A 20,869-nucleotide genomic window follows, 5' to 3' on the forward strand; every position below is an offset into this window, starting at 1 on the left:
TATAACACCATGACATTTTCCCTTTTTGCAGCAGGTAGTTTAAAAACTACACTACCTGCTTTTATTGAGCATCATCAGCAAAAAACAGGCGAGAAGTGGACACTTACATTTGGACCTGCTGGGCTTTTGCGCCAACGCATTGAACAAGGGGAAACCTGTCATTTATTTCTTTCTGCTGATGAAAATAATGCAAAGCAATTAATCGATAAAAGTTTCGCACTACAATATGCTCCTTTTATTGCCAATCAGCTTTGTATTACAACTCGTCGTAATGATGTGAATGAAGAAGATAACTGGCTTAGTGTATTATCAAATACTACATTAAAATTAGGGATATCCACACCCAAAGCAGATCCATCAGGGGATTATAGTTGGCAACTATTTGATAATATCGCGCAGATTGACCCAAAGTTAAGCCAGGCATTAAAAATGCGAGCACTCTCTTTGGTTGGGGGTGAGCATTCACTTACCATTCCTCAAGGTAGAATGGCTGCACATTATTTAATTGCCACACACCAAGCGGACGCGTTTATTGGTTACCAGCACTACCAAACACAATTAAGCCAATTTCCTGAATTAAAGATCTTCGATATTCCAAAACCCTTTAATGTTATCGCGCACTATTGTGCGACGCTTATTCATTCTCAGGCTTATAGTTTATATCAGGAGATATTATCTCCTTATACTAAAGCGTATTTTATTAAAGCTGGATTTTTACCGCTAAGTTCCCATCTTAGCGGTAAGTAACCTTATGTTATATCGCTATTTTTTGGCATCATTTACAATGATAGCGTTAGCACCTGCGTTTGCTTCATCTAATGCATGTTTTATTGTATCAGCATGGGCAAGTACGACACCTAAACGGCGAGTGCCGGCAATTTCAGGTTTAGCAAAAAGGCGAATTTGACGATCCGCCTTCAACGCTTTTTCAATACCAGAATAAACGATATTTGTACTATAAAGCTCCGGTAAAATAACAGCTGATGCACAAGGGCCTAATTGGCGAATACCACCAATGGGATAACCTAAAAAAGCACGGACATGAAGCGCGAACTCGGATAAGTCTTGAGAGATTAATGTTACGAGCCCTGTATCATGAGGACGAGGAGAGACTTCATTAAAGAATACCTCATCACCTTGAACAAATAACTCAACACCAAATAAGCCATAGCCCCCTAAGTTCTCAACCACTTTACTCGCAATATGTTCTGCTTTAGCAAGTGCGATATCACTCATTTTTTGAGGCTGCCACGAACTTCGGTAATCCCCTTTTTCTTGTCGATGACCAATAGGGGCACAAAAATGGATACCATCAACAGCATGAATAGTCAGTAAAGTGATCTCAAAATCAAACGGGATCATTTTTTCAACAATAACGCGTCCTTTTCCTGCTCTCCCCCCCTCTTGCGAGTAAGTCCAAGCCTGAGCCAAATCGTTTTCATTACGAATAACACTTTGCCCTTTTCCGGATGAACTCATGACGGGTTTTACAATACAAGGGAAGCCTATTTCTAAAGCGGCTTTTTTAAAACTCACTTCATCATCAACAAATTGATAGTTTGATGTAGATAAATGTAATGTTTCTGAGGCTAATCGACGGATCCCTTCTCTATCCATAGTCAGCTTTACCGCACGGGCGCAAGGAACAATTTTTTGTCCTGCCTGCTCTAATTCAACCAGTAACGTTGTTGCAATAGCTTCAATTTCTGGAACGATAAAATCAGGTTGCTCTTGTTCAATAACTTGCTTTAATGCATCACTATCAAGCATATTTATAACATGATAGCGATGAGCAACATGCATAGCAGGGGCATTTAGATAGCGATCAACAGCAATCACTTCAATGCCTAAGCGTTGGCATTCAATCGCGACTTCTTTGCCTAATTCACCAGCACCTAATAACATCACTTTTGTTGCATTTGCCGTAAGAGCCGTACCCAGCACTGTCATTTTTTATCCTCACCATTAATAAAAACCACAATCACGCAAACGATTGCTTTTCATATAGCATAGCGGATTTAGCTTGATAGAAAAATAGCCAGACAAAAAAATAATCAAACAAGGAAATAAAACAATTACACCGTTTGGCTACGTTTTCCTTTTTGGATTTTTAGATAATTCAGGCGTTTTCGGATAAGTGCTAAGATACAGCATAAAAGCCCTAACCAAATTAAAGAGAAACTCACACCTTTTACTTCATCAAAAGCTTCATGGAATAAGAAAACAGCCAGTAAAAATTGAATAGTAGGCTCAATATATTGTGCTAATCCAATTACAGTTAATGTGGTTCGTTTGACTGCTGCGGTAAAGAACAATAACGGAAGTATCGTGACTGGTGCGGTTAGAATATAATAAAAACGAGTCAGATTATCTTCAGAAGGTAGTGCACTTTTATCTGTTATAAACAACCAAATAGTGGCACCTATTGCTAATGGCATTAACCAAAGTGTTTCCATAAATAAAGAGGTGATCACATCAAAACGAATAAACTTACGGATTAAGCCATATACAGCAAATGCTCCCCCCATCATGATAGCCAATACAGGTAATTCACCGTACATCCACAATTGATAGCCCACACCCGCACAAATTAAGGTAACAGCCCATTTTTCTGCTGAATTAAGCTTTTCTTTAAGAAATATCACACCTAATAAAATAGAGAAAAGAGGATTAATAAAATACCCCAAGCTCGCTTCTAATACTTGTTGATGTGTTAACGCATAAGTAAACGTACACCAAGATACAGCCATAGCCATTGAGCTAAATAGACACATAAAAACAGAGCGCTTATCTTGTAAAACCGCGCGCCATCGTGTTCTATTTTTAATAAAGAGTCGTACGAGTAATAAAAGAGGGATAGACCAGATCAAACGCTGAGCCAACATCTCTAATGGTTGTGCTCCGGGTAACAGCCGATAAAACAGAGGGGTTATTCCCCAAAGAATATAAGAAAAAATGGCTAATATCGCGCCCGATTGAGCCCACATTTAATGTTCCATCAATAAAAGTGAATAAGATTTAATATCATACGCTTAAAACAGACAGAACAATATGATCAGCATCGCTGATTGATTGATCAAACATCAATACAACCAAATAGACGGGATAAAAAAAATCTCCATAATAACCACTCCGAGAAAAGTAGTTATAAATGGAGAATAGGAAAATACCATTAAGGGAAAACCGTGGTAAAAACCACAACCAGAAAAAATGGGTAAATTGTTAGAAAATCTCCCTAACATGTAAAGGTGGCTGTTGCTGAACAAAATCATGTAATTTTTTACGACTTGGTGCCGCAGCTATCGCCCCTTTTTGAGTGGTGGCTAAAGCACCACAAGCTGCTGCTTGCGTCACTATTTTTGATAGGTATTGTTCATCTTCAGCAAAACCATATTCCGCAAGCGCTGCTAACAAACCTGACATAAAGGCATCACCGGCACCTGTTGTATCAATGCATTCAACAGTAAAGGCACTAAATGCGACTTGAGTATTTGGCGTTAAAACTAAACAACCTTTAGAACCTTGAGTGATCACTTTTAAACGAGCGGGATAATTTTCTAATTTTTTAAGTGCATTATTCAATGTCACTTCTTGTGTCATCCACGTGAGCTCATCTTCTGATAATTTTAATATGTCTGCTTTATGCGCATAATTATCGATAATTTCACGCATTTCTTCATGATCACGCCACATTTGAGGTCGTAAATTAATATCAAAACTCAATAGTGAATCACTTTCTTTAATGCTTTTGATTGCACAATCTAAGGTCGAGCGACAAATAGGATTCACCAATGCTAAGGAGCAAAAATGCAAAATATCTTTTTCGAATGCAGGTAAAGATTTTTCTGTTAAAAATTGATCAGCAGACTCTGCAACTAAGAAAGTAAAATCACGCTCACCATTTTCTTGTAAAGAGACAAGTACAGTACTGGTACGGTGAAACTCATCAAATTCCATTGCACGAGTATCGACACCCAGATCAAACAGTGTTTTTTGCATAAAATGGCCGAACGCATCTTCACCTACACGTCCAATAAAACCACTTTGTTGACCAAGCTTGGCAACGCCTGCAGCAACATTGACTGGCGCACCACCAGCACATGCTTCATATTGCATGTTTTGCAATGGGATCAAGTCAACAACAGCGTCACCTAAAGACCAGACTTTCATAATCTCTCCTGAAGATAAGCAATTATTTTTATTAACTATATTCTGTTTTTATGGCTATTCATAACGAATAAATAAAGATATTGCTCGTAAATCCACACTGATAACGTTAACATAATGAGATAATATGATAAAGTCAATCTCATACATCGTATTTTTTTCACTCGAAATGTTATCGTTAACAATAAGAGTAATAGTGTGATTACATCTGTTCTTTACCCTTTTTATGCTCTTAAAAACACACTAATAACTCTGAAATATAATAAGGATAATGATATGAAACACCGCTTAGAACAATCAACAAAAGCCTTAAATACTTTGATTGAAAAACGAGGCAATAAATTTTATCCCCAGTTTCATTTGGCTGCACCAGCGGGTTGGTTAAATGATCCTAATGGTCTTATTTATCATGATGGTTTATATCATGCCTTTTATCAGCACCACCCTTATTCTCAAGATTGGGGGCCAATGCATTGGGGGCATGCCACTAGTACGGATATGATCCACTGGCAACACCAACCTATTGCGTTAGCACCAGGGGATGACTATGACAAAAGTGGTTGTTTCTCAGGATCAGCAATTAGTCATGAAGGCAAACTCTATCTTTTCTATACAGGACACAACTGGTTAGCAGACGAAGGTGATGATAGCCAAATCTATGAAGCGCAATGTGTTGCTATCAGTGAAGATGGCATTCATTTTGAGAAAAAAGGGATCGTTTTAGAACCCCCTAAAGGCTATATGCATTTTCGTGATCCTAAAGTTTGGTATCAAGAAGGCAAATGGTGGATGGTTGTTGGTGCTCGTGATGAAAAAGATCAAGGACAAGTTCTGCTCTTTTCTAGCGACGCCTTATTTGTGGAAGGTCAGCAGTGGAGCAACGATTACACTGTTTTAGGAAAAACGGATGATAAAAATGTCTATATGTGGGAGTGCCCTGATTTCTTCCCTATTAGCCAAGAAAACGAATTTGCAATCGTCTTCTCACCACAAGGAAAACGAGCCGAAGGATATCAATATCGCAATCTCTTTCAATCTGGTGCGCTAATTGGCCAGTGGGCGCCAAACCAACTCTTTAAACCACAAGGGCATTTTATTGAACTTGATAATGGTCATGACTATTATGCGCCACAATCATTTATGACACCTGATGGTCGTCGCGTTTCTATGGGATGGATGGATATGTGGAATTCACCCATGCCTTCAAAATCTGAATTTTGGTCTGGCTGTTTTACACTCCCTCGTGAAATCACTTTTGATAAATCCAAAAATCGCTTACGCATGATCCCCGTTAAAGAAGTCGAATCATTGCGCCAAGAAAAACAGACTATCCAGCCATTAACTCTCAGTAATCAATCCATAGAGCTAATCAATAACACTTCTGCGATCGAACTCAACTTAACATTATCTTTAGACAGCCTCGCTGAAAAGTTTGGCCTATGGCTAGGCGAAGGGCTTGAGCTCTTTGTTGATAATCAATCACACCGTTTAGTTCTTAATCGTCATTATCCTCAGTACAATATAAGTGGCGCTCGAAGTATTCCATTACCTGAAGGTTGTGAATTGAATTTACGTATTTTCATTGATCGCTCATCAATTGAAATCTTTGTAAACAAAGGCGAATTCACTTTTAGTAGCCGATATTATGATCAACAAGATATTCAAACTTTACGTCTTTTCGCCATTAATGGTGATGTAACACTGATTAATGGTGAATATTGGCAGTTAAATAGTATTTACTGATATTGATAAGATAAGTAAGACGTGAGTCTTTAAATAGACTCACGTTCAACTAATTGGCAAGGTACGTGTACCGTATCTCTATGGTTCCGTTCTTGAATGATATGCAACGTTGCTTCTTTACCTAATTCATAATGAGGCAATTGTACCGTTGTTAATGGCGGATAAAATAACTCTCCTGTACCAATCATATTGTCGTATCCCAAAACAGCCACTTGCTCTGGAATGCGTACCCCCATAGAAAGTAAAACTTGATACGCTAGAAATGCAATACGGTCATTACCACAAATGAGAATATCAAAATCTGCTTTTTGATGAATACAATGCTTTTTCAATATTTCAATCACATCACGGTAATGTTCATCTCCAAACATCATCGTATATTGTTGCAGATCCACCAATGGTAGCCCAGCCTCATGCCAAGCATCTTCAACAGCTTTACGGCGAATAGGGCCTGCTACAGACTCTTCAGGTATATAGAAGCACAAAGGGCGGCGATACCCTTTTTCGATGACTTTTTTCATCGCAAAATACTGCCCATGATAATCATCGGGAATATAAGTAGGAAAAGCGTGCGTTTTATCCAAACAGTTTGCTAACACTAAATTCTTATCAAGCAACTTTTCATGCACGGTGATTTCACGCAAACCCATCGTGGTATAAATAATACCATCTGGACGTTGAGCCAAAAGTTGCCAAATGGCATTTTCATAACAATCTTGTGCAGTCAAATTGACAACAAATGAACTCCAGCCAAATTCTCTTGCAGTTTGTTCTATGGATAAAATCATTTCCACAGAAAATGGTGTCGTTGCGGTATCAATTGCCAGAACACCGATTGATGATACTTTTGTTCCTTGACCACGAATTTTTCGTGCAGAATAATCTGGAACATAATTAAGTTGATCAATCGCATTTTGGACTTGTTTCAGTGTTTCTGGTTTTAATAACTCAGGGTTATTAATCGCTCTTGAGACTGTCATCAAAGAAACGGATGCAAGTCGAGCTACATCTTTCAGTGACGCCATAGCATTGGCTCGATTGGTTTATTAAAAAAGATCAATAGAAATAAAGTGCTATTTTACAAGAAGTAAAGTCAAAAAGCCACAAAGGGAATTGTATTGTAACTAAATGCGACTATTAATTACCTCATAAAAAGACACCTAAATATATTATTTTTTTACTTATTAAATGAGTTTAATATAGTTAAAATCACTTACGAGAAAAAACTTAGTTACAATTAATAATAGTTATCTCCTTCCTTCATTATAGAAATAAATTATTCTTATCTATAAAATACAAATATTGAAACAAAACAAAGTTCTGATATTTTATCTATAATATAATACAGAAGTATTAATCATTTTTAATTTGATATATTCTAAATATGGCTCCGTTGCGTGAATGTCACCCTACACAAAAAAACTTATAAATTAGTCAAATTTCGTTACTCATTCACTTTTAGTGAAAGAGCAGAGTAAAACCAGGAGCAACATATGGAATCAATAATCCACTTAATCACTTTTGAAGATGACAGTACAAAAGTTCAGCTTAAAGCCGTTCTTTCTTCTTTAGCGGCTAATGTGAAAACCTATTCAAATGAACAGGCTTTCTTGAAATACTATTTTTCATCGACAAAAGGGGCTCATAAAGAGTGCATCATAATTAATACAAAAAGCAGTGCTGCGCCATCAATTGCACTGATTAAAGAACTCAACAAATTGAGAAACATCATCCCTGTTATTATTATTTCAGGGGATAGTTCCATTGAGAGTTGTCGTAACGCATTTAAATCAGGGGCTTTTGAATATTTAACTCGCCCTCTAAATGTAAATGAACTTCTTAATATTGTCTCGGAATCTTTCCTACATTATGAAAGCGAAGTTGAGCAATTCCGAACATATATCTCTCTAAAAGATAAATTTGGTAAGTTATCTAATAGAGAAAAAGAGGTTATGGAGATGATCCTTGAGGGAAATACGAGCAAAGAAGCAGCAGAAAAACTTTCTCTATCGCCTCGTACCGTTGAAGTACATCGTTCAAATATGTATACAAAATTGAAAATAAGATCACTACCACAATTAGTTCAAGAATATGATTTCTTTAAGAAATATGATTTAAGAGCAAGTTGATTTACAACGTGATTTCTATTTATCAATGGGTTGTATTATCTAGCGATATAACGATATGACCTGTTTAATTTTCATTATATTTTATTAATGAGAGAAAGCTGTACTTCTAAAAATATTCTATTTTGGATGAATTACACCTAATATGGGAATAATTAATACGTTAAACACCATTCTACGATAGAAAGGGCGGCAACTTATTTTGATGCCACCCTTTCATTAGTGTTCGTTTTATTTCAATAAAAAACACTTCTATATATTATTTTCATAATCGCTATTATTAATAACTATTATGATTGTTTTTTATTAATAATGGCAATATAAGAACAGATGAAGCTCTTCATTTGATATAAATCATTTTTTACTTATTATAAAGATGAATATTCTCATTTTTAATTTATCATTTCCTTTATTCTTATTTCACGAAGAAAATTATTAACGATTAAAAAATAATACAAAAGGAATTCTTGTCTCTTTTTTTTATGCCCATTTAAAGACTGTTTATGCGTTTTGATTTTTGATTTAAACAAAAAATTCCTTATAAGAATATTCTAATCGAAGTATTTTAATTGCGATTATTTAAACAGTAAAATAAGAAATAATAATAAGTATTTCCCTTTATACTCCCTTTTACTTAAGAAATTTATTCTCTTCATAGTTTAATTAATGTAATACATCATTTAACATCTATACTTAATAACACTCAAATAAAGAGCATCATAAAATGATCTTGCAATGTAAGTATAATACACTAGCCCTAAATAAGTATTAACACCTAGAAAAATAAATGATTATTAATGTTTGATTTATAGTCTTAATTCGAGCATAACAAAAAGAGATCAATCGTTATAAAAAAAACATAAGATAAACTTATACGTTTATTCTTATTCTCACTTTGAACAAATGCCTTTATGCTATACATTCCTAACTCGCCTTTTACAAAGAAAAATGAACGCTCAAGATAAAAACCGTCGTCCTATAAAAGCAAGGCAAACAAACTGGGCCACAAAGTGCAGTCGCTTTTTACAACAAAAAGGGGCTACCCCTAATGGTATTTCTGTGTTTAGCGTCGTATTTGCATTACTTGCTGGCTTATCACTCTTTTGTGCTCTCTTTTACACATCTGGATTATTACGCTCAATTTTATTGATCCTTGGAGCTATCATGATCCAAGGTCGCCTAATTTGTAATTTATTAGATGGTATGGTTGCTGTCGAAGGGGGCATGAAAAGCCCAGTAGGTGCTGTCTATAATGAATTACCTGACCGAATTGCCGATACTTTAATTATTTTGGGTGTCGGTTATGGGCTCTCTTCTGACTTTTCTATGGCCATTACATTAAGTTGGGTGGGCGCTTTTTTTGCGGTAATGACCGCTTATGTTCGTGTCTTAGGTGGTGCTTGTGGATTAGATCAACAATTTACAGGCCCAATGGCAAAACAACACCGAATGGCATTATTAACCTCTGTTGCCGTTATTGCTGCATTTATTCCTAGTCTTTGTGGAATATGGCTCTTTTTTATTTCGTTATGGATTATTATTTTAGGTTCAACGCTGACCACAATTTTCAGAACCCGTCGAATTTTACGGGATTTAGCACAAGGTGTCTGATTAATGAAAAATGGAAAACTTGCTTTAGATGCAAAAGTGGTATCATCTGTCTTAGTCTCTATTTGCCGATTCTTAACAGGTATTCGTGCTAAACAAACCTCTCCTATTGCGAAAGATACACCTTGTATTTATTACGCTAACCACTCTAGTCATCTTGATGGCTTAGTTATTTGGTCTTGTCTTTCGCCCAATATTCGTCCTTATGTTCATCCGGTTGCCGCTGAAGATTATTGGAATAAAAATCGCTTACGCCGTTATTTATCTCGTCGTATCTTTAGAGCTATTCTTATTCCTCGTCATGCTGCCAAAATGAATTTTCCACAAGAAGAAAATTCTGGCGAAGAGATCATAGAACAACCCACTAATGACTCGACATCATCTACACCCAATAAAGTCAACGCACTTGCTTTGATGCAAGAAATTTTAGACCAAGGTGATTCTTTAATTATTTTTCCTGAAGGCACTCGAGGTAACGGCGAGTCTATTCAAGATTTTAAAGCGGGTCTTTGGCATCTCTCTCGTAAAAATCCGAATGTACAATTAGTCCCTATTTATCTGGAAAACTTAAATAGAGTCCTTCCTAAAGGTTCTCGCTTAGTAGTTCCTGTTATTTGCAGTGCGATTTTTGGTGCCCCTATTGGCTCCACTCATGAAAATGAAAGTAAACAAGAGTTTCTGGTAAGAGCAAAAAGTGCGTTAGAGGAGCTACACAATGGAACGTATTAATAACGAAGTCCTATGGATCTTTATCGGGCTCTTCTCTTTCTTAATTATTGCCAGCATTATTGGTGCTATTTTAGCCGCCATAAAAGGCCCAACCTCCACTATCACGAATCTTAATTCAAGGATCAACGCGTGGTGGGTAATGTGTATTATTGCGGGTGTTGCCATAGGAATTGGGGCAATTGGATCTGTCGTCCTATTTACCATTATCTCATGGCTTGCATTACGTGAACTGATTACCTTAACACCCACACATCGTGGCGATCATGAAGCGCTCTTCTGGTGTTTCTTCGTTATATTACCTATCCAATACATTCTTGTTGGCGTGCAATGGTATAACTTAATGGCGGTATTTATCCCAGTTTACGCCTTCTTATTAATACCAACACGTATGGCACTTTCAGGTGATACTCGCCACTTCTTAGAACGTATGGCGAAAGTACAGTGGAGCGTGATGATAGCAATTTATTGCCTAAGTTATGCACCAGCACTTCTAATGTTACCAATAGAAGGTTTTGAAGGTCGTAATATCAATTTACTGCTCTTTTTAATGATAGTGGTGCAAGTTTCTGACGTACTTCAATATGTATTTGGTAAATTATTTGGCAAACATCCTATCGTTCCTAAATTAAGCCCAAATAAAACAGTGGAAGGTTTTTTTGGTGGAATTATCTCTGCCAGCCTGATTGGCATGATGTTGTGGTGGGCAACTCCTTTCTCATGGTGGGCGGCATTTTTACTCTCTTTAGTAATTACATTGGCCGGTTTTGCTGGTGGTTTATGCATGTCAGCAATCAAAAGAGACAGTGGTGTAAAAGATTTTGGTACGATGATCGAAGGCCATGGTGGCATGATGGATAGAATGGATTCTCTCTGTTTTGCAGCGCCTATTTTCTTCCATGTTATTCGCTATTTTTATGTTTAGTTTTACTTTGTTTAATCAAATGTAAACTAGCCCGATGTAGGCTCAAATGCCGATATTAAAACTATCGGCATTTTTATACGCCCTATTTCGCTCATGCTAATTTAATATCACGAATTGACTATTATTATATAAATTAAACATTTGTTTTAATTTTAGATTAAAAATCAAATATAACCATTTTATATATAAATCAAGCAATTAAATAAAGACATGGCGAATAAAGAGGTCTGATTTCTCTCCATTTTTATTTATAATGATAGCCTAGAAGGCTACTATCTTTTACCCTAGCGCTCCTTTTTTATTTTAGATCCTTTACAATTATGATCACTTGGCTACTTCTTGCTTTTTCTTTGTTATTTCTGGGTTTCAATCGTAAGCTTGCGTTTATTACATTGATATTTACAGCACTTAGCGCATTTATAACGGGTGTTATTACATGGCAAACCTTGCCAGTTATTTTTAGTATTCTCTTACTCGCATTCGCCTATTCTCGCTATAAAAAACAGCCTCTACTTAGAGCTATCATCATTCTCGCACTTGTCATTATTGCCAGTGGATTAACTTTTCACCTTATTCCTGGTTTTAACAATTTACGTTACCTTTCACATGCCATTATAGGTATGAAAAGCGCCCCTTTTTCTTTTTATTTCAATGCCGATAAAGCATTATTACCTTTTATTTTTCTGATTTTTATTCCTACACTTTTTGTCTGCGATCCATTAAAAAAAGCAAATAAATTACATTGGGCAATGCTAATTATTGCCATTCCTGCATTATTATTGATCGCTGTAAAGCTGGGGGGATTGGCAATTGAATTGCATTTACCATCATGGCTACCTGCATTTATTCTCGCGAATCTCTTTTTTGTATCACTTGCTGAAGAAGCATTATTTAGAGGTGTGATTCAGCAAACATTATCACGTTACCTTCCCCCTTATGTCGCGCTATTAATAGCAGCCATTATCTTTGGTTTAGCACATTCTGCAGGCGGATTACTGTTGATCATATTTGCTTCACTGGCAGGTATTATTTATGGATTAGCGTGGATGTGGAGTGGTCGACTTTGGGTTTCAACGCTATTTCACTTTGCACTTAATCTGACTCACCTTCTCTTCTTTACTTACCCATTTAAAATCGCGTGATCTCTATTTATCACCATTTAATACTGGCCTAATTTTTATTCTGATCTTCACTGCCTTTTACTGATATCTTAACTTCGTCAGTAAAAGGATGAGTGAAACGTGAAAGCAATCACACAAATAGAATACAGATATTCTTATTTGCGCCCATCATCTGATGAAATTTTTGTTAGTATGCTTTATCGCTTATCTATAAATAATCAAAACTTCATACGGCGAACAACAATAAGCCAAAAATAATAACATCCATTAACACGACAAGAAGTTGTCTTACTTTGCGGTATAGACCTCAGAAAAAATAGGTAAGCTTTGCTCTGTTTGCTTTTTTTACTTTTTTTGCTTTTTTTAGTTCAGCCTTATCTGCTGATATTTTGCCTCTCTTATTACCAGGACAAAAAATATGTTAGACCAAGAAATGATCCGTACCTTTATACAGGTAGCCGATTGCCAAAGTTTTACCAAAGCAGCCGATGTGCTTCATAAAACATCAGCGGCAATTAGTTACCGTATCAAAACATTAGAAGAAAATATCGGCACCCAACTTTTTAATCGCACCACAAGAACCGTTACACTGACACCAGCGGGCGAATATCTATTAGAAAAATGTCGTCAATGGATTGTATGGTTAGAGTCAATGCCTGTGGAACTTCAGCAGATGAACGCGGGTGTCGAACATCAGGTCAACATTGTCATCAATAATCTGCTTTATGATCGCACCGCAGTTGCCAGTATGTTGGCTTGTCTTCATCAACGCTTTCCTTCTACCCAGTTTCATATCACTCGCCAAGTCTATATGGGTGTTTGGGATGCGCTTATTAACGAAGATTATCATTTTGCTATCGGCGTTACCGGTAATGAATCCCTTAAGAATAATATTAACATTTGTGCGATGGGCGAAATTCAATGGCAATTTGTTGTCGCGCCTAATCATCCTTTAGCCAATATCAGTGGTGTATTAAGTGATGACCAAATGCGTATGTATTCTGCTGTAAACGTCGAAGATACCTCTCGCCATCTTTCTAAACGTACAGCATGGCGTTTATCGGGTCAGCATGAGATCCGTGTGCCTGATTTACACACAAAATTAGCCTGTCACTTAAAAGGCGTAGGAATAGGATTTTTGCCATTAAGTTTATGCAAACCACTTATTGATAGTGGACAGTTAATTGCGAAAGAAGTGAAAAACCGTCGTCATAACTCCCCTCTCTCATTAGCATGGTGTGAAGATAAAAAAGGTGCTGTGGTAAGTTATTTAGTGGAGTTGTTTAAGCAAAATCATCCTAGTGTGCAATCGTTTTACGATCCTTTAAATTAAAAAGGCAAACCGAAGTTTGCCCTTTAACTATTTATTCAGTGACTATCTGAATAGTGTGCTACGCTTTTGCTTCTTCATTATTGTTGTTGCTTTCTTTAATAAAGAGGCTTGCCACAATACCGATACAAATCAGAATAGCTGCAAAGTAGAAACCTGAGTCCATGCTACCTGTTTTGTCTGATAAGAAACCCGTTAATGTTGGAGCAAAAACAGAACCTAACATACCGATACAGTTATAAACACCAAACGATGTACCTAATGCATGTCGCGGTGAGTTATCAGCCACTACAGCAACAAGAACTGGGTTTGTACTGATTTTACCTACAATACCGTAAAGGATCAGAGCACCGATTAATACAGGCATTGATTCTGACATTGGTACAGCAAGAATAGCGACTAATGACAGTGGTAACATGATCAGTAATACAGGTTTACGACGACCAATTTTATCTGAAACCCAGCTAAAAATAAGTGAACCAGGAATAGCAAACCATGGCATTAATGATGCGATAGTTGAAATTTGAGTTCCTGTAATTCCACGCTCAGTTTCTAAGTAGTACGGTAACCAAGTGACTAATACAAAGAAGCCATAGATTGAACAGAAGATAGTGACATATGCAAGGTTGATATTGCGATTGCCAAATAGATCTTTAAATGTCAGTTTAACTTTCTGTTTTGGAGCGCCACTTTCTGCCGCAGGTTGTGCTTTTGGCTTATCTTTGATGATCCATAACATCACCAAACCAATGATAATAATTGGCACACCAATGATATAGAACGGAGCACGCCAGCTCATTCCCATCTCACCGACAGAAATACTTGAAATGTAGTAACCAATAGACAGACCAAATGCCATACCACTATTGATAATCGCACTACCTAATGTAATACGATGCTTCGGTATTGCTTCTGAAGATAAGCCATACTGAGGGCCATAATAGAAGCCTTGGAATATCCCCACCATGACCCATGCAAACATAAAGGTCACGTAAGTTGGCATCATCCCCGCAATAATGGTAAATCCACCAAAGAGAACAACCCCTGTTACTAATACTTTTTTCTTACCTAAATAGTCACCTATCATTCCTGATGGAATATTAAGTGCAGTATATCCGATAAAGAAAATACTCATGATGGAGCCAAGTTGAGCTTTAGATAGATCAAACTCAGCACCAATATTTACCATTAAAGGACCAACAATGGCACGGCTGCCATACAGCGCAATCCAGCCAAAGAAGAAGATAATGGTCAGTTTGACCCAATAAGGGACTTTGCCTTTCTCATTCACTTGTGCATCGTTCATAATGACGCTCCTGAAAGAATTCTTATTAAGACTTATAAATTAAAGTGCCAGACTGACCTTCAATAACTTGTTGAATATTTTGTAATGCACCAATATGAGCTTGTTGCCCTGTTGCATTAACAAAATCACTCACTGCCATAATTTTTGGTCCCATTGCACCATCAGCGACAGCCATTGGTGCAAGTTCTTCTGGTGTTGCTTCACGAATTGCAGCTTGTTCTGGTGTACCCCAATTTTTATAAATAGCATCTGCCTCTGTTAAAATAACAAAGTGCTCTGCATTTAATTCACGAGAAATTAAAGCCGCCGTTAAATCTTTATCAATAACAGCTTCACTACCAATAAATTCATTATTTGAATTGTTGACTGGAATACCACCACCGCCACCACAAATAACAATATGACCTTTATCTAATAAAAGTCTTACTGCCTCGATATCAATAATCTTTTTCGGTGTTGGTGATGGAACAACACGACGATAATGTTTACCGTCTTGTTTAAATGTCCATTGATATTTCGCAATTAATTCTTCTTTATCAGCTTCATCATAAATAGGGCCAATAAATTTACTTGGATCGTTAAATGCTTCATCATTAATATCAACTGAAACGCGAGTCATTACCGTTGTAATAGCTTGCTCAGGATGATTTTGATTAATTTTCTGCATCATCATATAACCAATCATACCTTGGCTTTCTGCCACCAAGATATCTAACGGGTATGAAGGAACATCTTGATATGCAAGGTTTTGCAGTGCAAGCAATCCAACTTGAGGCCCATTACCGTGTACTAATACAACACGATACTCTTTAGCTAATTTATTAATTGTCTCTGACATCAATTCAATATTTTTATATTGATTTTCAGCAGACAAAACTTCTCCGCGTTGCAATAATGCATTTCCGCCTAAAGCAATAACAATTGTTTTCATAATTATCCGTATCCGAATGTTTATATAAATTCTTTTATTAAAAAAATTTAATCAATATGCTGTTGTTGTTTTTTAGCTTGGTAACCAATCCATAATCCCAGTAATGTATCTGCTCCGGAATGATGACCAATAGAGAGTATTTCCAACATATCCTTAAAAATAATCTCTTTATTCTTTATTTTTTTACCTAGTTGAATGAGATAGGTAGAAAATATTCCCTGTGTGGCATATTCCAAATAATGCTTACTGACAATAGTGGTCAATTCAGATAAAGGCGGTGTGTTATTAAAAAAATTATTAAGTTTCTTTTCAGGTTCTGCTAAATAATGTGCAAATAACATACCCACCAGCATATCATCTGAACTTGGTGTTAATCCGGGGCCTTTCCCTGTAAAAATAGCCCAGTTAACTGCATTGCCTAATAGTTGGTTATGAAACAGCTTAGTTAATAACTTAATTTCACTAAGTTGCGCGATTTGACGGTAATTTTTCAATGATCCATATAATCCCGTTGCAATCGCGGGTGATAACAGAGAAAAAAAACTTTCTAACCAACGTAAATCTAAATCTGCTTTATCTTGCAAGCGCAAATTCTCACTTTGACCTGCGATCAATGTGAGCTTATTTGTCAGTGTTGCTTGATGACTTTTAAGGTTCATCACGATTGAGAGATGGCACTGTTTTGCAAAATAATCAAAATCATCTTGCTTCAGCAACCACCCCATCGGGCTTAATCCTCTTCCTTCACGATGAAAAGTTATTAAGTGTTGCTGAGGGCAAATGAAATTCAAAGCATGATCATAAATGCCCACACATTTAATCTCACCTTCAAAGTCAGTGATATGCTGGCTGGTTTGAAGCGCTTGAATTTGCATAATGCCCCCCTTTATTGCTGTACTTTGTCGTTAGAAAACGAGATTAAGCGTCGATACCTAGCTCTTCAGCAAGTGCAACAATCGCTTTTTCAAAGCAACCTAGAGGTGCGCGCACGGTACCCGCACCAATCTGACCAACACCCGGCTCTTTATGTGCAATACCAGTGTTAATCAGTGGTGTGATCCCTGTTTCAACAACGCGACGTGCATCTAAGCCTAAACATGCACCTTGGAAATCCCAAGTTGGAATTTGCAACATCATGTTACGAGCAAGGTAGATCTCAGCCATTTCTTCAGTCACTTCACGCGCTGCATCCATACCACCAGATGCACCTACAAAGCGTGTTACACCTGGAGCCGCAACCATTGCTGCGCCACCAATACCGAAAGTTTCAGTGATCGCACTGTCACCAATATCTGGGTTTGCATCAGCTTGGCTAAAGCCAGAGAAGAATAAACCTTGCGGTGTATTGACTGGAGCGGTAAACCATTGGTCACCCATTCCGCTGATTTTGATACCAAAGTTGCTACCATTACGTGTCATCACGGTGACGATAGTACCTTGCTTGATTTGAGCACCTGCATCCATCGCTGCTTTACAGTAAGCCATTGCTAAGTTCAGGAAGAATTGGTCTGTAATGCTCAGGAATTTAGTCACTTTTGTGATTTCAGCTTCTTCGAAATCTAAAGTACCTAATACTGGTGCCAGTTGGCGCAGTAACAGGGCAGATGCAGCGATGTTACGTTGGTGGAACTCATCACCCATCGTAATTGCCTGCCCCATAATTGCAGTTAGATCGATACCGTTTTCAAACGTTGCAATCGCTGCTTTTAATACTGGCGCTAAACTCTTTTGCATCCAATGTAGACGTTCTTGCACATCTGGGCCGTAAGCACCAAAGCGCATCACTTTACCGATACCTTCGTTCATGTTGCAGTAAGCATAGTTACCATGAATATGGTTTTTGATAACCAGCATTGGCATATGAGCAGAAGTAATACCGCCCATTGGGCCTACTGCATTCACGTTATGGCAAGGAATAAACTCAATTTCGCCTGCTTCTAACATGGCTAATGCTTGCTCTTCAGTTTCTGCCCAGCCTTCAAATAAAGAAGCACCGATACATGCACCACGAACAGGGCCACTCATTTCTCCCCAAGTTACTGGTGGACCTGCGTGAAGTAATTTTTTACCTGTCTCTAAAGTAGGAACAACTTCTTTTGCTAAGCTAACATCACACCAGTGAGGACGGGCTTCACGGATACGTTCGATAACTGCTTCATTCGCTTGTTCGATAGTTGAGTACATATCTGCAATTCCTTATTTCAATTTCTTTAATATTTCAGCCAGTTTTTTATTGCCACCTGCGACAGGTGCCCACTGATAATGAACAACAGGGGTGCCACTTGATTGCAGATCGTCTGCAAAGCTACGTAATCCTGCGTTGATCACAGAGATCCCGTTAAGTAGTGGCGACACTTCAGCATGTGCTTCTGCTGGATGTGGCTGGATTAATTCTTTTGCTAATAAAACGGCTTCTGGCAACGTGTCCATCACAATAATGCCCGCTTCTTTCAGCTGTTTTTGCTGTTCGCTGCGGTTTTGTGGATCGTCTTCAGTACCAGTGATAGTTGCGATAGTGATCAGTGGATTAGCTTCGCCACGTTTCTCATTCAGTTTTTTGATTTCCTGAATTAACGCGCCAGCTGGATCTTGAGTTGCACCATAACCAATAACAAAATCAACCAGTAACACGCCAGCTTCTATTTTATTGCTTAGCTCACTGATAAATTTGTTACGTGTAGATGGGTCAATCATTGGGTGTGGTTTACCCTGTGTATAGAAGTCATCACCCATATCGATAATTTTGTGGCCATCTGCATCTAGCATCGTGCCTTGTTTATGCTCGTTATCGACTTCAACATTAAGTTTTTCAGATAACAGCATGGCGCACTCAGCCGCTAACGTACCACCGGCATAAAGACCAATGATTTTCTTACCAGCAACTTTTGGTAACTCTGCTGCGATATCTTCAACACGCGCTAATTCAGCCGCAACACGTGCAGTTTCATCTAAAGTACGAGTAAAATAGATATTGTCGTCTTGGAATTTCTCAGGTGTTGTTCCTAAGAATTGAGCCACAATCGGTTTATTATGGCGTTTCATTTCTGCAATGATTTTTTGACGAACAGCAGGTGCTGGTGGCTTAGAAACAAAAGCAATAACACGGGTATTAGGATCAGCTGCCAGCATATTGATAGCAGTGATTGCACTGATACCACCAATTTGCTCTGTTAAATCACGACCACCTAAACCAATTGAGTGAGAAATACCTTGGCGTTGTAAAACGATTTGAGAGGTAATTTCTTGAATACCTGTACCTGATGCGCCAACAATACCAATTGAGCCTTTCGGTGCAATGTTTGCGAAAGCAAGAGGAGCACCTGCAATATTTGCCGTACCACAGTCAGGTCCCATAACAATCAGGCCTTTGGCTGCTGCTTTTTCTTTTAATGCTTTTTCATCTGCGATAGATACGTTGTCAGAGAACAGCATAACGTTACAGCCATCTTCTAACCCCGTATCCGCTAGCTCAGCAGCATATTCACCGGCAATAGAGATAAGCAACATATTGGCATTCGTGCTTTTTTGTTTAGCGGTGCGCCAGCTACGTACTGTCGTTAATTTGTTACCGCCTTTTTGACCACTTGCAATTTCTGCTAATGCTTCTTCTAACGCAGTTGAAATCATATCGATAATCGCAGGATCATCTGATTCCGCTTTAATCGAAACACAAATGTCATTCGGTGTTGCTTCGTTAAACATGTCATGCCAGAAACCGGTGACATCGAGAAGAGATTTATTCGCTGGTGTTCCCATCATGACGGAAATTTCTTCCACCTCTGGGGCTTCACTTAATTTTCGGGAAATAATCATCAGGCTTACTGAATCCTGAAAGCTCCCTTTTTTAATAAAAGCATGGATCATTATGATATCCTTAACGCATTTAATATATGTAACAGCACATATCTATTTGCATTTCGTTTTTTTGATAATAAGAAGCCTATTTGCTTAAGTTATTAAGCAATATAAATAAATGTTTGATTTATTAATTTCTAATCTCTGCGTATAAACATACTGAAGAAATATCAAAATGTAGAGTGATAGAAGTCACACTTATTTATTGTAAAAAATTTTTATTTAATCGAACGATATTTATTAAATAAATTATGATGAGAAAAGTTTATTAATCTTGGAATAAAACCACAAACTTTAGAGAGGAACCTAACGAACAAGAAACAATCACCAAACTATAAACTTCAAATAAAACAAAGACAACCGAATTGCAAGTTACAATTTTATAACATACAGTAATAAATTATTATTATCAACAAATAAAAAAAGGCCATTTTTCTTTCTTGGATTTTTAAATTAACCTTTATTTTTAATTGCATTTTATTTTATAAAATAACAAAAAATCCTTGTATATAATAAGGCTATTTAAAATAGAAAGAATATTTAATATATGACTTAAGTTACTGCTTAATAGCTTCTACTTGAATTTTTAATGTCATATTATCAGCCATCCCTTCTTTAACTAAAAAGTCTACACCCCAATCTGAACATTTAATGATCGTTTCAAAATCGCCTCCACATACAGGTGCATTAAATACAGGGCTTTCATAACAATTAAATTTAGTTGCCGTTAATTGAATTTGCTGAAGTGCTCATTTATTTATTCCTTTTAATTAATAAAGTTGATCATTAACATGATTGAAGAACAATATTAGAGAAAAATATTTTTATATCTTTTCTCTTTCGTTGTAATAAACAATAATCAATTAATTAAAAGCTCGGTAGTAGCGATTCTGATAAACACTATTCTAAAAATAGAACACTAAAACATTTTATTATTGTTCTATTTTTAGGATGATGAAATCTATTTTTGGCACTACTTAAATATATTAGTCGCTCTAAAATAGGTCCGATAGAAATCTTATAGGAACATT

The 20,869-nt window shown here is 37.1% G+C and carries 17 protein-coding genes; 8 read left to right on the forward strand and 9 right to left on the reverse strand.

The genetic code is table 11. From position 1 onward, the window contains the following. The first annotated feature begins 9 nt into the window (after positions 1-9). Positions 10-747, forward strand: coding sequence for a substrate-binding domain-containing protein (locus C0T34_RS05415; protein ID WP_109849801.1), 738 nt, complete (start codon positions 10-12; stop codon positions 745-747). A 15-nt stretch (positions 748-762) separates the two neighbouring features. Here the strand turns inward: C0T34_RS05415 and purT are convergent, their stop codons facing one another. The 3 genes from purT to C0T34_RS05430 all read right to left on the reverse strand — a co-directional run bounded on the left by purT (position 763) and on the right by C0T34_RS05430 (position 4,170). Continuing rightward, entirely contained in the window at positions 763-1,950 is a 1,188-nt protein-coding gene (gene purT / locus C0T34_RS05420) for a formate-dependent phosphoribosylglycinamide formyltransferase (protein ID WP_109849802.1), read from the reverse strand. 125 nt (positions 1,951-2,075) lie between these two features. After that, positions 2,076-2,987, reverse strand: a complete 912-nt coding sequence (gene rarD / locus C0T34_RS05425; protein ID WP_098942076.1) for an EamA family transporter RarD — start codon at positions 2,985-2,987, stop codon at positions 2,076-2,078. A gap of 235 nt (positions 2,988-3,222) precedes the next feature. After that, positions 3,223-4,170, reverse strand: a complete 948-nt coding sequence (locus tag C0T34_RS05430) for an aminoimidazole riboside kinase (RefSeq protein WP_098942075.1) — start codon at positions 4,168-4,170, stop codon at positions 3,223-3,225. Between the two features lie 273 nt (positions 4,171-4,443). On the opposite strand from C0T34_RS05430, the gene C0T34_RS05435 reads away from it, so the two are divergent. Further along, positions 4,444-5,910: a glycoside hydrolase family 32 protein gene (locus tag C0T34_RS05435; protein WP_098942074.1), complete on the forward strand. Its 1,467-nt coding sequence runs from the start codon at positions 4,444-4,446 to the stop codon at positions 5,908-5,910. A gap of 29 nt (positions 5,911-5,939) precedes the next feature. On the opposite strand, the gene C0T34_RS05440 is transcribed toward C0T34_RS05435, so the two are convergent. After that, the gene (locus C0T34_RS05440; RefSeq protein ID WP_109849803.1) at positions 5,940-6,935 is read right to left on the reverse strand and encodes a LacI family DNA-binding transcriptional regulator; all 996 of its coding nucleotides are present in this window, start codon (positions 6,933-6,935) and stop codon (positions 5,940-5,942) included. A gap of 468 nt (positions 6,936-7,403) precedes the next feature. Between C0T34_RS05440 and C0T34_RS05445 the strand changes: the two genes are divergently transcribed. The 6 genes from C0T34_RS05445 to allS all read left to right on the forward strand — a co-directional run bounded on the left by C0T34_RS05445 (position 7,404) and on the right by allS (position 13,749). Further along, a complete protein-coding gene (locus tag C0T34_RS05445; protein ID WP_098942072.1) occupies positions 7,404-8,039 on the forward strand; it encodes a LuxR C-terminal-related transcriptional regulator in 636 nt (211 codons plus the stop codon). 945 nt (positions 8,040-8,984) lie between these two features. Continuing rightward, on the forward strand, positions 8,985-9,647 hold the full coding sequence (locus tag C0T34_RS05450; RefSeq protein WP_109849804.1) for a CDP-alcohol phosphatidyltransferase family protein: 663 nt from the start codon (positions 8,985-8,987) through the stop codon (positions 9,645-9,647). A gap of 3 nt (positions 9,648-9,650) precedes the next feature. Continuing rightward, positions 9,651-10,373, forward strand: a complete 723-nt coding sequence (locus C0T34_RS05455) for a lysophospholipid acyltransferase family protein (protein WP_109849805.1) — start codon at positions 9,651-9,653, stop codon at positions 10,371-10,373. Continuing rightward, positions 10,360-11,295: a phosphatidate cytidylyltransferase gene (locus tag C0T34_RS05460; protein WP_023582641.1), complete on the forward strand. Its 936-nt coding sequence runs from the start codon at positions 10,360-10,362 to the stop codon at positions 11,293-11,295. Before C0T34_RS05455 ends, C0T34_RS05460 begins: the two co-directional genes overlap by 14 nt. Before the next feature lie 320 nt (positions 11,296-11,615). Continuing rightward, entirely contained in the window at positions 11,616-12,437 is an 822-nt protein-coding gene (locus C0T34_RS05465; RefSeq protein WP_098942069.1) for a CPBP family intramembrane glutamic endopeptidase, read from the forward strand. Positions 12,438-12,834: 397 nt separating this feature from the next. Beyond that, on the forward strand, positions 12,835-13,749 hold the full coding sequence (allS, locus tag C0T34_RS05470) for an HTH-type transcriptional activator AllS (RefSeq protein WP_036934748.1): 915 nt from the start codon (positions 12,835-12,837) through the stop codon (positions 13,747-13,749). A gap of 58 nt (positions 13,750-13,807) precedes the next feature. Here allS and C0T34_RS05475 read toward each other — a convergent pair whose 3' ends face one another. Genes C0T34_RS05475 through C0T34_RS05495 form a run of 5 tightly spaced genes read right to left on the reverse strand, consistent with a single transcriptional unit; the run spans position 13,808 to position 19,847 of the window. Beyond that, positions 13,808-15,052 (reverse strand): MFS transporter, encoded by a 1,245-nt coding sequence (locus C0T34_RS05475; RefSeq protein WP_098942068.1) that lies wholly within the window; start codon positions 15,050-15,052, stop codon positions 13,808-13,810. Between the two features lie 25 nt (positions 15,053-15,077). Continuing rightward, positions 15,078-15,983, reverse strand: a complete 906-nt coding sequence (locus C0T34_RS05480) for a carbamate kinase (protein ID WP_109849806.1) — start codon at positions 15,981-15,983, stop codon at positions 15,078-15,080. Positions 15,984-16,030: 47 nt separating this feature from the next. Beyond that, positions 16,031-16,858, reverse strand: a complete 828-nt coding sequence (locus C0T34_RS05485; protein ID WP_098942066.1) for a DUF2877 domain-containing protein — start codon at positions 16,856-16,858, stop codon at positions 16,031-16,033. A gap of 43 nt (positions 16,859-16,901) precedes the next feature. Continuing rightward, on the reverse strand, positions 16,902-18,167 hold the full coding sequence (locus C0T34_RS05490; protein WP_023582647.1) for a DUF1116 domain-containing protein: 1,266 nt from the start codon (positions 18,165-18,167) through the stop codon (positions 16,902-16,904). Positions 18,168-18,179: 12 nt separating this feature from the next. Continuing rightward, entirely contained in the window at positions 18,180-19,847 is a 1,668-nt protein-coding gene (locus C0T34_RS05495; protein ID WP_098942065.1) for an acyl-CoA synthetase FdrA, read from the reverse strand. Positions 19,848-20,869 lie beyond the last annotated feature (1,022 nt).

The organism is Proteus sp. CA142267 (genome assembly GCF_003336825.1).
In the GTDB taxonomy this organism is placed as follows: domain Bacteria; phylum Pseudomonadota; class Gammaproteobacteria; order Enterobacterales; family Enterobacteriaceae; genus Proteus; species Proteus terrae.

Bases quoted from the DNA above. Each gene is read 5' to 3' on its own strand.
- C0T34_RS05415 (WP_109849801.1), top strand. From the start codon at position 10: ATGACATTTTCCCTTTTTGCAGCAGGTAGTTTAAAAACTACACTACCT.
- purT (WP_109849802.1), bottom strand. From the start codon at position 1,950: ATGACAGTGCTGGGTACGGCTCTTACGGCAAATGCAACAAAAGTGATG.
- rarD (WP_098942076.1), bottom strand. From the start codon at position 2,987: ATGTGGGCTCAATCGGGCGCGATATTAGCCATTTTTTCTTATATTCTT.
- C0T34_RS05430 (WP_098942075.1), bottom strand. From the start codon at position 4,170: ATGAAAGTCTGGTCTTTAGGTGACGCTGTTGTTGACTTGATCCCATTG.
- C0T34_RS05435 (WP_098942074.1), top strand. From the start codon at position 4,444: ATGAAACACCGCTTAGAACAATCAACAAAAGCCTTAAATACTTTGATT.
- C0T34_RS05440 (WP_109849803.1), bottom strand. From the start codon at position 6,935: ATGGCGTCACTGAAAGATGTAGCTCGACTTGCATCCGTTTCTTTGATG.
- C0T34_RS05445 (WP_098942072.1), top strand. From the start codon at position 7,404: ATGGAATCAATAATCCACTTAATCACTTTTGAAGATGACAGTACAAAA.
- C0T34_RS05450 (WP_109849804.1), top strand. From the start codon at position 8,985: ATGAACGCTCAAGATAAAAACCGTCGTCCTATAAAAGCAAGGCAAACA.
- C0T34_RS05455 (WP_109849805.1), top strand. From the start codon at position 9,651: ATGAAAAATGGAAAACTTGCTTTAGATGCAAAAGTGGTATCATCTGTC.
- C0T34_RS05460 (WP_023582641.1), top strand. From the start codon at position 10,360: ATGGAACGTATTAATAACGAAGTCCTATGGATCTTTATCGGGCTCTTC.
- C0T34_RS05465 (WP_098942069.1), top strand. From the start codon at position 11,616: ATGATCACTTGGCTACTTCTTGCTTTTTCTTTGTTATTTCTGGGTTTC.
- allS (WP_036934748.1), top strand. From the start codon at position 12,835: ATGTTAGACCAAGAAATGATCCGTACCTTTATACAGGTAGCCGATTGC.
- C0T34_RS05475 (WP_098942068.1), bottom strand. From the start codon at position 15,052: ATGAACGATGCACAAGTGAATGAGAAAGGCAAAGTCCCTTATTGGGTC.
- C0T34_RS05480 (WP_109849806.1), bottom strand. From the start codon at position 15,983: ATGAAAACAATTGTTATTGCTTTAGGCGGAAATGCATTATTGCAACGC.
- C0T34_RS05485 (WP_098942066.1), bottom strand. From the start codon at position 16,858: ATGCAAATTCAAGCGCTTCAAACCAGCCAGCATATCACTGACTTTGAA.
- C0T34_RS05490 (WP_023582647.1), bottom strand. From the start codon at position 18,167: ATGTACTCAACTATCGAACAAGCGAATGAAGCAGTTATCGAACGTATC.
- C0T34_RS05495 (WP_098942065.1), bottom strand. From the start codon at position 19,847: ATGATCCATGCTTTTATTAAAAAAGGGAGCTTTCAGGATTCAGTAAGC.